The organism is Paenibacillus hamazuiensis (assembly GCF_023276405.1).
GTDB classification, from domain to species: Bacteria; Bacillota; Bacilli; order Paenibacillales; family NBRC-103111; genus Paenibacillus_AF; species Paenibacillus_AF hamazuiensis.
Window position 1 is genome coordinate 4,327,637 of the sequence record NZ_JALRMO010000001.1, and the last position, 11,934, is coordinate 4,339,570.

Genomic DNA, 11,934 nt, shown 5'->3' on the forward strand with positions numbered 1-11,934 from the left:
CCCTCCGTTTCCTTGTAAAAGTTAGTGCTGTCTGCTACCAAACTCCCACCTCTTCTTCAGGCAGCTTCGGCAGCTCGGCAGGGGGCGTTCCCGCTGACTGCCTGAGGTGATATACCTTGAATTGAGGGGAATCGTAATAAACGGACATCTTGTCCGGATACCGTTTCATGTACCACTGAACCCAGTTGTTCAGCTTCGCTTCGAGAATGACCCGGTTGTTGCTGCGGTAATAAAAATCCGCCAAATCTCCTTCGACCGGGCCGGGAAACGGCTTTGTCGCATCCGACGGGGCGATTTCCTTCCCTCCGACAAGCGGCTTCGTTTCTACGAAGAAAAAGACGTGCGCCGTCGGAAATCCGACCTTCTCTTTGCTGCCGGGGCTAATATTTTGCACGAATTCCCACAGGTTCGTATGGTATCCGAAAGCTTCGACCAAAGGATACTCCTCCACGGGGGAAACGATCGTCCAATTGCCCGCTTCAAACTCATTTTTGATGTGCAGATACGCTTGCACCGACTCATCGTATTGATACCTGTAGCCAATCGGAACCTTGACCGTTTGACCGGTCATAACGATAAATCCGGCAAAAAGCATTGCCGCCGCCGCGATGATATACCGCTTGTATGTACCTGCATCCATCAAACGATCGAGCGCAAGCAAGGCCAACCCGCACAGATTAGCCGCCAGCAGCGAAAAAAACACCCCCATACGGTCCGGAGGAACGAGCATCGGAAGCCCGATCTCCTTCGCCTTGTACATCATAAAAAAAAGGACGTTGATAAGTATAAAGACGGGAAGCCCGGTTTCCCGCTGCTTTAGCCGCCCTCGACGAATGATGTACACCCCCGTTGCAAGCAAGGCAGCGAATGCGGCCGAAAGCAGGATAACGCCATTCGGTCCTGCAGCGAAGTCGGACCAAAGCCGGGAGAACGAAGGCGACTTTTCCCCTGCCTGGACACTGTTTACGACATAATCAAAAGAGCTTGCGTAGAACGGAATGCCCAGCAGCCGTCCGATCCCTATCGGCAGCAGCCCGATCGCTCCCGCTCCCGCCAAGTAGGCAAACACCGTCCATAGCTGCCGGCGCCGCCAAATCCGGTATGCATAAATAACTCCTGCAACCGCCATCGCGACGCCAAGGCATGCCGTGCTGAAAGGGTGCATAAGCAGCGTCAGCAGCAAGCATTCGGCCGCGAGCAGCAAATGATGCTTGCTGCCGTAACGGCAAAATAGCACCCAATAGACGAGGCCCGGCAGAACGAAGACGGCGGCATATTCCATCGGCAGTGCGGACAGCTGCCTCCATACGTAGGAAGGAAGTGCGGCAAATCCGGTATAGACGAACATCGCTATAAATACGCCGTACGGATTAGCCCCGAACTTTCTGACCGAATGACCTACCGAAAGCACGATCAGTATGCCGGCGATCGGTCCGATAAAACGGACGATGCCATACAGATCGATCATAAAAAACCCGCTTATTGCCGATAAAACCGCTGGATAGCCCTGCGGATAAACCCCATCCACATAAAGGGTGTTTTTCAGCAAACTTTTCGCCCATTTCGCGTGAATGTATGGGTCGGAAGCGGCGAAATACAGATGGGCAAAAGCATGATGAAAGCGCACATAAGCCGCATACCCCAAGGTGACGGCTATCAAAGCGGCGGCGAGCGGATACTTCCTGATCCGGCGGATCATATGCTGCATCAGCGCTTTGGAGTTATTCCAAAGCTGTCCGAACCACAGCCTTGTCTGTCTCATAGAGCCGGGGACATCCTCCGAAACGTCGAAGATCTCCGTAACGACGCGCGTACCGTAATCGATCCGGGCGACGCCGAATTTTCTCCGCCAAAAATAAACGAACCCCGCAACGCATACGGCGATAAGCGACAGCGTTTCGAACAGCTTCAATACGACGAGCAGGTGAACCGCAATGATGATGAATAAGGTCGAATGAATAAGCGGAATAAACAGCCTGTCGAGTATCGTATCGTCCTCTTCTTTAAATCTGGTAACCAAGGAAGGAAGAACTATGAACATAACGGTAAAGGAAAAAGCGACTTTAATAAACATAAGCGACGAGGCGCCCGGTTCCATACGTTATATCCCTCCTTCCTTGCTCAATGTGAAGCGGTCCCCGGGTCCGAATGTCTTCATTTACGACGCCGCGTACAAATAATAGTCGAGATTGCGGAACACCTTGATGACGTTGCGCGTGGATAAAATCATGAAGACGGCGGCTCCAAGAAAAAGGCCGAATACGGCATACTCGTAACTGAGCCAGCGGCTTAGCAAAAATCCCGTTGTCACATTAAGCAGAAGAGCAGGCCAGATGGCACTAAGCACCAGATAAGGCTGCGACAGCGAGAACAGAATGATCGCATTCATCAGCGCCATAGCCAATAACATGTAGGACACGAGCGCAACGATAAATACGAAATGCGTCAGATCGCTGCCGAACAACGTTTTGCCGATAGGAATGTCAAGCTTGTAGAATACCATTTTAAGCGTAAAATAGAGCGCGACGGCGCTGACCGCCGCAATGCTTCCGATGGTAAGCAGCCTCCGGTAGTAGATCACGCGGAACGTCGTGTTCATGACATCGGTTTCGTCTCCCCAGTAACTCTTTTGGCTTATTTCCACGTCCATCATCAGCTTGGTGAGCACCACCTCCGCGATCCCCATCGGCACGATCAGCACGAGCAGCGCAAAGTCAAGCCCGAGCTCGTATTCTCCGCGAAACCATATTAAAAAAGGCATCGTGAATTTGTTATTGGTCGACCAAGCCATCACCCGGTCAACGTACAAAAGCGAGAAATACATGAATCCGTACAGAAAATAAGGCATGATGGAGTAAAGCGTGACGGACATTTTCGGAAGCTGCGGCTGAATGCCTTTCTCTCCTCGTTTCTCGGCCTGCTTGAACAGCCAGACGACGATCGCAATGCTGATCATTGAGACAAAAAGCAAGGAGATCAGCTGCGACAATATAATGTTCACGCCAACCCATTTAAAGAGCACGAATACGATCCCGATCCCGAACGCAATAAGCCCGGAAAACAGCAGCTCTTTCTTGAGAATGTACATGACCGTCACCGACAGCCAGATCGTGTTCAAAAAGAAAAAATATAAGATGATGACGCCCACCATTTTAAACGGGAACATCTGTATAACCGTATTCAGGACAAAAAACAGCGCGCAAAGCAGAAGACAGACAATAAAACCGCTGCCGATAAAATGAAACGTCGTCCGCCTGGCCATGTTGTAGTAACCTTGGATAATATAGAAAAATCCCCGCCTTGCAATAGCCTGAGTAAAGCCCCCGACCGTTACAAAACTGAGGATTGTACCGATGGCGATAGCCGTTGCGAGCTCGACCGACAAATTTTCATATGACCATAACGAAAATTTCAAAGAAAGCATGGAGATGACGGAGATCGCCATCGGGATGGCAAAAAGCACCCCCCGCAGAAACGTCCGCGTGAGCGACACGATCAATTGCGTCAGCGACATCGGATCGACTTTGGAGAACGGCGTGTACTTCGCCTTCGCATGGCTTCGCTCCCAGAGGTCCGATGCCAGCTCGAATACGTCCTCGACGCCGAAGGTTTGCGCCGCCCGCAAATCGTTCCAACCGAGCGATTCCAGAATTGCGGCGATTTCGTAACGGTCTTCCGGCTGCATGTGCTTTTCCAGCACTTCCTCCAGAAGCCGCTCCAGCATCGCATCTTTGTCCGGCACCTGGCTTTCCGCCGCTATGCTCAAATTCATCCGTTACTCCCCCAACCCCGGAACAATCATATTTACGATCAGTTCCGCGAGCTTTCCTTCGCGGTCGGCCTGCACCATTACCTCTTCGGTAATCGGCTCATTTTTGGCAACGATCAGCCGATTGCTGCGATCGTACAAATCGGCTCCGGCCAATTTTCCCAAAATGTATTTGCGGCGAAGGTGACGAATTTCTTCGGTAACCGCTTCGCTTCCGCCGGTCGCCGCCGGTCCTGCCGGTGCCGGTGCCGCTTCGGTCCGCTGGACCGGAGCCGGCTCATTTTTCTTTTCCTCGGCGGCGGGAGGATCGGCGGATGTCGGACTGCTTGGCGGAGCCGGCTTGACACCCGGCTGTCGCAGCGGCTCCATGCCGACGGCGGAACCTGCCGCGATTGCGGCAGGTTCCGCTTCGCTTGCAAAAAATCCGGTTTCCGTTCTGGCGACGTCCATCATGTCGGCCGCTTCCGCGGGCTCCAGCGCCGCAGAGCCGAAAGCGATTCGGCTGTCCGTGATCGCCTCCAAATATTCGTCCGCATTGTCCCAAAACCCCATACCGACCGCTTTGGGCTTAGGCTGCGCCGCTTCATGCAGCGTTTCCGGCCGTACCTCGCGCGGGGCGGCCACCGCTTGAACAGCCGGTTCTTCCGCACGTTTCCGAAACGTGATCACCTTTCCGCCGGTCGCTATCGGCGAAGACAATGTTTCTCCAGGTGCGGCGGAAGCCGGCGCGGCCTCCTTCAAAGCCGTTTCTTCTTCCATGCGGACCGCTTCTTCCGAAGCCCCTGTCTTCTCCGCATTTACGGCGTCAGGGATAGATGGAGCCTTCTCCGCCGGGATTTCCGTAGTAACTTCTAACGTTCCGGCTTCCGTGGACGGCAGTTCTTCCGAAGTTTCCGCCCGCTCAGCCGATTCGGCGGCTTCAAACGATTCCGCCGGTTGAGCGGGTCCAGCCGTTTCGAATGCTTCCGCCGATTCGACCGGGGCAGCCGCTTCAGCAGCTACAACCGGCCGTTCCGGCTCAAATGCCGGTTCCGCCGGCATATCCAGCAGCTCCTCCGGAATGCTGCTTCCGACCTCGGCTCGCAGCGCACCAATCTGCTCATGCAGCTCCATAAGCTGTTTTTCTTGAAGCTGCTTCAGCTTATGTAAATGCCGTTTAACCGATCTTCTGTTCAATCCGAACAGCACCGTCTTGAATTCCTTCGGCTCCCAGATTGGAAGATCCTTTCCAGTTTCGGCAATCGGCCGATGATGCTTCACCGGATTTGCCCGGTCCGGGCGAACAACGCCGCCTCTCTCCGTCGGTGCGCTGTGCCCGCGATTTTCGGCGAGAAGACGCTCAAGCTCGTCTTCCAACGATTTTTTCGTTTCCGTAAACAGGGTTTCCAGCGATGAGAAATGCCGGAGAACCTCATCTTTTTTATAACCGATCAGCGATCGTTTCCATCTCATTCTCATGCGGGCCCCTCCTTTTCCGTATATTCGTTGCAGCACGCTTTACGCGCTGCGGTGTTCGATCAAATAAGCCAAAGCCGCTTGCTTTTCCATCGTTGCGAACACCTTGTCAAACTCGCCCAGCTGATTGTACGATTCGGCGATTTCCATCAGCAGCACCGGCGAGGACGGGGAACCCGGCTCCTCCATCAGCGCCAGATTGAAATACCGGATCGCATCGCGGTACTGGCCGCCGGCCATAAACGAATACGCTTTTTCGGCCAACACGCGCTGCCGGTGCAGACGGGATTCCCGCGATTGCGATTCGTCTTCCTTCTCCTGCACAAGAGCCGCATCGCTTGCTCCGAGCGCCAGCTTGACGTAGCTCTTCCAGTGAAGCTCCAGCACCCGCTCCAGCGTGAAATAACTGAGCGCACGCTCGCGGCCTTCCTGACCGAGCGCTGCGCGAAGGTCCGGATTTTTCAGCAGCTTGACCAGACCTTCCGACAACGCTTCGAAATCGCGCGGATTTACGAGAATCCCGGTTTCGCCCAACGCTTCGCGAATGCCGCCGACATCGGTGGAGATGCACGGTTTTCCGGTCATCATCGCCTCGACCACGGAATAAGGGAACGCTTCGGAAATGCTCGTTAGCGCGATGACATCGCCGCTTTGATACGCGGCCGACATGTTGGACGTATGTCCGGCGAAAATAACCGTTTCCGTCAATTCGAGCTGTTCCCTGAGCGCCAGGCATTCCTCGTAGTAGGAAGGCACCGACACCGAACCGTAAATGATAAACTTTACGTCGGGAATTTTCGCTTTGGTCATGGCCGCCGCTTTGATCAATGTCAAGATGTCCTTCAGCGGATCGATCCGCGCGACCGTTACGACCGTCGGCCGTTCCTGGGCGCCATGCGGCGCTTCGACGAACACATTTTTATCGACCCCGTTATATATCACCTGAATCCGTTCCGGCGGCACCTGGAACCTCGTTTCCCAACGCGTGTTGTATTGGCAGACGGGCGATACCTGGTCGGCAAACGTATAATTCAGGGAAGTGATGGATAACACCAGGCGAACCAGGAAAGTATTGAGATATGACGAATACTCTCTCTTGCCGATTGACAAGTACTGCTCCCGTAAATAAATCCCGTGCTCCGTCAGCAAAAACGGAGTTCCGTTTTTCATCTTGGCAAGCACGCACGGAATGCCGCAGAACGCAGCTGCCGAGGAATGCGTCACATGGACGTCGGGAACCGGCGTGTTCAAAATATTCATAAACCGGTATACCCAGCCGAGACTTTGAATCAAACAGTACAAGTCAGGTCTCGCCAGTTTGTTGGCCCCATCGGCATGATGGCGAAAAATGATCTGCTTGTAAGTCTCCCACGTCTCTTCCGCTTTGAAGCTCTCCTTGTAGTCGTACTCTTCAAAATATAAATGAAGCGCCAGCATGATGCGGGCGAGCCGATGCGGATCTTTCTGAATGGCGATAATCTCCTCGATCAGCTCGCAAAATAACGGGATAAACTGCTCACGAACGATTTTGCGGGTGGTCCGCTTTTTCGCCAAATAGTTTTGAGAGAACGGCGTGGACAAATGCTCGCTAGGCTCTTCGGTCCCCCACAGAGGCATTTTAACGAGTCCCGTTTGGGAGGGCAGCGCAAATTTCTGGGTGACAAACGGATCCATCAAAATGCTGTAAACGACATAATCGACGTCGACCAGCTTTTTGACAAGGATGTCGCACCAGGTGCTCACGCCGCCTTGGTGAAACGGGTATGTCCCTTCCGTTGAAAGCATCACGAGTATTTTATCGCGCATTATTCTCACCTTAACTCTATTATAAGTAAAATAGCCCTTTTTGGAAAAAGGATAATATTACTACCAGCTTATTCGTCAGTGTGACTTCCTTACCACATTCCGGCAATTAAATAGGCCGTTGGGCGACGCCGAAAATTACACGTCATAAATATAGTTCCTTAAGCACAATGATCCAAGAATACATAGTCAATTATACCTATATGCACAATTATAACAAATTAAAATTAGATAAAAATAAAATAAAAATTAAAAATAATAAAGATCACGCCTCTTTCGAAGCGTGCTTTTCCCTAACTTCCAGCCTACCACAGCATCCTGAACAAAATCTGAACAACAAAAAAAGACTCCGCCCGATGCATGACCATGCTCCGCGCAAAGTCTGTATCGTCCTTCGCCTAATCGTTCTCATCGACGGCAAATTTGTATCCCATTCCCCAAACGGTTTTAATAAGCCGGTTTCCGGGATCCAGTTTATCGCGCAAGTTCTTGATGTGTACGGTAACCGTGCTGATGTCGCCGTATTCGCTGCCCCAGATCGCCCCGTAGATTTGTTCCCTCGTCAAAACTCGGCCGCGGTTTTCCGCCAAATACGCCAGGATCTGAAATTCTTTCGTGGAAAGCTCTATCCGTTCGCTATGCCTGTATACTTCGAATGTATCTTTATTGATGCGAAGGTTTTTGAAATTGATCACCGCCGGCGGTGTCGGCTGCCGCTCGCCCTTTCCCCGCTCCTCCCGGCGAAGATGCGCCTTGACGCGGGAAACGAGCTCGCCGATGTGGAACGGCTTGGTCACATAATCGTCGGCGCCGATTTCCAGGCCGATCACTTTATCGAGGCTCCTGTCTTTGCCGCTTAGTAAAATAATAGGAGCGGCAAACCGGCTGCGGATGGTCCGGCATACCTCAAGGCCGTCCATTTCCGGCATCATGATATCCAAGATGAGCAGCGATATGTCGCTTTTCGCAATGATTTCGAGCGCTTCCCTCCCGCTAAAGGCGGTCAATACGCTGTAATTCTCTTCCTTCAGCGATTCGGAAATCAAATACACGATAGCCGGATCGTCATCGACGACCAAAATATGAGGACTTGCCATATCCATCACTCCCCATACATTATAGCATCAGCGCGCCGTTTCCGAAACAATTCCGCCAATGCATAAGCCGCGATCTTTAAAAATAACTACTCCCGCAAAGCCGCGAGAACATCCATCACTTCCTTGAACAGCGGAAGCGACCTGTTTTTTTCGCCGGAAGAAACGTTTTCCACAACGACGGAAACGGCGTAACGGGGCTTCTCCACCGGTCCGTAGCCGATAAACCATTGATTGTCGGCAGGGGCCGTTCCTGTCGTTACCTGCGCCGTTCCGGATTTGCCGGCAATACGCCATTTGGCTTGTCCAAGCGGCTTGCCCGTACCGTGATCCACCACGTCGTTCATCCATGCCAGCAGCTCGTTCGCCGTTTTGGCCGATACGCCTCGCTTTGCCGGAATGAGTGTATGAGGCGCGAATTTTTCCAGCATCCGGCCGTTTTGAAACAGCAGGTTTTGCACAACCCTCGGGGACTTTACCTCTCCCTTGTTCAGGAGAGATACGACCAGATTGGCCGCCTGCAGTGGCGTCACCCGCACGTCCCTTTGGCCAATAGCCGTTTGCATCAATGTTCCTTCATCGTTTTTCGAAGTGCCGACGGCAAAAAGCTGCCCCGCATCTTCGGCATCCCATTGATGAAAATCGTCCTGCCCCATCCATGCGCCGCTCCATCCCACTTTCGAGCCTATTCCCAGCTTTTTCGCCGTTCTCTCGAGCTGTTCCCCGGTCAGCCGTTCCATCAGCAGGCCAAAAGCGATATTGCACGATTGGGCGAACGCTTCGCGCAGTGTAATATGGCCGTGACCCTCTTTTTTCCAGCAGGTAAAGCCGTATTTGCCCAGAGCTCCCCCGCAATCGAATGTATCGCCAGGTTTGGCCACTTTCTCTTCAAGCGCCGCAGCGGCCACGACCGTTTTGAAAATCGAGCCGGGAATCGTCGCTTTGACGGCGCGGTTTGCCCAGCTTCCACCGGGCAAATCGATGTGCCGGGGATCGTACTGCGGGCGGCTGGCCATCGCCGCTACATCGCCGCTTGCGGCATCCAGCACAACGACGGCGCCTTCGCGGATGTGCTGGCGATCCATCACTTCCTCGATTTTACGCTGAATGTTCGCATCAAGCGTCGTCACCGCCTTTAGCGGGTAAAAGCCGTTTTCCGGAGAAACGATTCGCGTATTCAGCCCATCCAGCGGATGCCCGGCCGCGTCCGTAAACAGGGAGATCGATGTCGTCCCAATCCCTTGAAGCCACGGTTCCAAAGTCCTCTCCAGGCCGGCGCCGCCGATTTTGCTCGTCAGCTGCAGTTCTCCCTTGTGGAATTGGTCGACGTATCGCCGAGTAATTTGCTCCGGATTTTGCCCGATAAAGCCGATGACATGCCGGGCGATTTGATCGTCGTCATAACGCAGCTTGTATGACGCCACCTTCACCTGTGGCAGCGCCAGCGCTTCGATTTCGCGAACCTGCTTGTCCGTCAGGCCGATCGGCGTATCGGAACCGGAGTGCGGCTTGCCGGAAGCCGGCGCCGTCTGCCCATGGCTGCTCCATATTTGGGGACTATCGATGTGGTCAGCAAAAGCTTTCCACTCATCCGGCGAAACTTTCAAAATCGCCGCCAATTGTTCAATTTGTCGGGAGTCTCCGCGATCTTCCCGGCTCACCGGAAACGCGATCAGCACATTCAACGTTTTGCCCGTGAGCGGAACCCCGTTTCGATCCGTAAAGTCGCCTCTGCCGCTATCCAATATAATCCCGCTTTCCCTCTGCAAGACAGAACCCGCCACCAGATCAATCTTATGCGCGGTCAAACTTCGCGCCCCGACAAGCTGCACATAAAACAGCCTTCCGAGCAGCGCAACCAGCGCCGCCGATATAATCAGCAGCGCTATAAACGCACGATATTTGCGCAATTCCGGAGCCGTTTGCATCTTAAACCCTCCGCACATAAAACCCATAATGTCGATATTTGACATTATGGGCAATTCCACGCAAAAAAAACCTGTCTGCAAAGGACAGGTTTTTGAGTTTATTTTATTCGTTGTATTTCAAGTTAAGTGTGTCCCTTGTTTCTCGATTGTAGAGCGTGTCCTGCACGTCTTTCGGCGTCAGCCCAAACGTGCAGGACAATCGCGAGCCCGAGGCACGCACCCTCTCCCCGCATCACCGCTCCCAAAGTGAAGCGTGTCCGGCATGGGATTTATTGCCAATCAGCAATAAATCCATGCCGGACACACGCGACCTAGCAGCGAACAGTCCCTCCCGGCAGGCGGGTCCAGGGCGCCCGAGCGCCTGGGGTCCCCCCGATGGGGGGAGTTGATGGGAAAATAACGTTTAGCTCGAGGTCACTTCGAAGAGAAAATGGATTGAAATGAGGTCAAAAGCCGAAAAAAGGCAATAGGATGCCCGGTCCCCATAATGAATATTTTTTAAAAGAGCCTAACTGGTTGAGGGAAGTTCGTCTACTTTTTGTATCGAGTAACCTAATTTTTGTAGCCTACGAATCATTAGCTCTTCCTTGGAAATGCTTCGTCGTTTCTCTAAATAGTCCGCACCAAGTTCTTTGTACGGTTCGTTCTTCAATAGGATGTGGTACGCAATGACTAGAATCTTATGGGCGATCGCAATGACAGCCTTGTTTTTCCCGCGCCGACTTGTAATGGACCAGAACTTTGCACCTAAGTAGGATTTCGTGTTGCTGGCGGCCCAGGCTGCTTCTGTGAGAGCAGACTTAAGAATTTTATCGCCTTTGGTTATGGTAGTACTTTTTTTTTACCGGCACTCTCATTATTGCCCGGACTAAGCCCTGCCCAAGAAGATAGGTGCATCTCCGTGGGAAATACAGACATATCCGTTCCCAGTTCAGCCAAGATGATCTTGGCGGTATGCTCGCCAACACCAGGAATACTATCCAATAGCTCTAATTGCCGCTGATACGGTGCGAAGTATACTTCCATGTCGGCCTCTAACTCAGCGATGGATTGTTCGAGAAATTCGAGATGTTTGAGCGATCTAGCGATCATGGAACGATGGTGTTTGGTGACGCGACCATTGAGAGCAGAAACGAGTTGCGGAATCTTGGAGCGCAGAGAGGCTTTGGCAAGATCGGCGATTTGCGCGGGTTCAATAACTTCGCCATTCACAAGAGCTTGAAGCATGAGACGGCCGGAAACGCCAAAAACATCGCTCATAAAGGTGGAGAGCTTAATGTTAGCCATCTCGAGAACCTTCAAGATGCGGTTTCTTTCGGCGGTAGCGTGCCCAACGAGTTTTTTGCGGTATCTCGTCAAATCTCGCAATTCGCGGATTTCCACAGGAGGCACAAAGCTGCCGCGGATTAAATCGCACCGATGAAGTTCTGCGATCCATTGGGCATCTTTCATATCGGTTTTACGGCCTTTGATGGCTTTAATATGGGCAGCGTTGGCCAGAGTGATGGTGCAAGAAGCTTCAAGTACATTGTAAACAGGTTGCCAGAAGATGCCGGTGCTTTCCATGGCGATCTCTGTGCATCCTTCTTCAGTGAGCCAGTCGGCTAGTTCGAGCAGGCCGGAGAGTACCGTAGAAAACTCCCGAATCACTTTCGTCGGCTTTTGATGAAGAGGGCCTTTTAACAAGCAAACAACAACGTTGGCCTGATGAACATCGAGGCCGGCGCAGCAAGTACGAATCGCATCCAAATAGATCATCCTTTCTACACAGGCTACCAACACCCTCCCAGACCGAAATTTGATGGGTGTGCTCGTGGCGACAAAGATTTGTTCTCAGGGTGTGGTAAGTCAGTTTAGGGGGCGAGGTCGTACACTCAAAATCCCG

General features: G+C 52.7%; 7 protein-coding genes. All 7 read right to left on the reverse strand.

Annotated elements, in window-relative coordinates; genetic code table 11:
• Positions 1-34: 34 nt before the first annotated feature.
• The 7 genes from MYS68_RS18830 to MYS68_RS18860 all read right to left on the reverse strand — a co-directional run bounded on the left by MYS68_RS18830 (position 35) and on the right by MYS68_RS18860 (position 11,798).
• Entirely contained in the window at positions 35-2,098 is a 2,064-nt protein-coding gene (locus MYS68_RS18830; protein ID WP_248927322.1) for a hypothetical protein, read from the reverse strand.
• Between the two features lie 60 nt (positions 2,099-2,158).
• Positions 2,159-3,772 carry a hypothetical protein gene (locus tag MYS68_RS18835; protein WP_248927323.1) on the reverse strand — a complete coding sequence of 538 codons (1,614 nt, stop codon included), beginning with the start codon at positions 3,770-3,772 and terminating at the stop codon, positions 2,159-2,161.
• 3 nt (positions 3,773-3,775) lie between these two features.
• Positions 3,776-5,227 carry a hypothetical protein gene (locus MYS68_RS18840; protein ID WP_248927324.1) on the reverse strand — a complete coding sequence of 484 codons (1,452 nt, stop codon included), beginning with the start codon at positions 5,225-5,227 and terminating at the stop codon, positions 3,776-3,778.
• A gap of 39 nt (positions 5,228-5,266) precedes the next feature.
• The gene (gene pelF / locus MYS68_RS18845; RefSeq protein ID WP_248927325.1) at positions 5,267-7,030 is read right to left on the reverse strand and encodes a GT4 family glycosyltransferase PelF; all 1,764 of its coding nucleotides are present in this window, start codon (positions 7,028-7,030) and stop codon (positions 5,267-5,269) included.
• A 395-nt stretch (positions 7,031-7,425) separates the two neighbouring features.
• Positions 7,426-8,124, reverse strand: a complete 699-nt coding sequence (locus MYS68_RS18850) for a response regulator transcription factor (RefSeq protein ID WP_248927326.1) — start codon at positions 8,122-8,124, stop codon at positions 7,426-7,428.
• A gap of 86 nt (positions 8,125-8,210) precedes the next feature.
• Positions 8,211-10,049 carry a peptidoglycan D,D-transpeptidase FtsI family protein gene (locus MYS68_RS18855; protein ID WP_248927327.1) on the reverse strand — a complete coding sequence of 613 codons (1,839 nt, stop codon included), beginning with the start codon at positions 10,047-10,049 and terminating at the stop codon, positions 8,211-8,213.
• A gap of 822 nt (positions 10,050-10,871) precedes the next feature.
• The gene (locus MYS68_RS18860) at positions 10,872-11,798 is read right to left on the reverse strand and encodes an IS110 family RNA-guided transposase (protein ID WP_248925012.1); all 927 of its coding nucleotides are present in this window, start codon (positions 11,796-11,798) and stop codon (positions 10,872-10,874) included.
• Positions 11,799-11,934 lie beyond the last annotated feature (136 nt).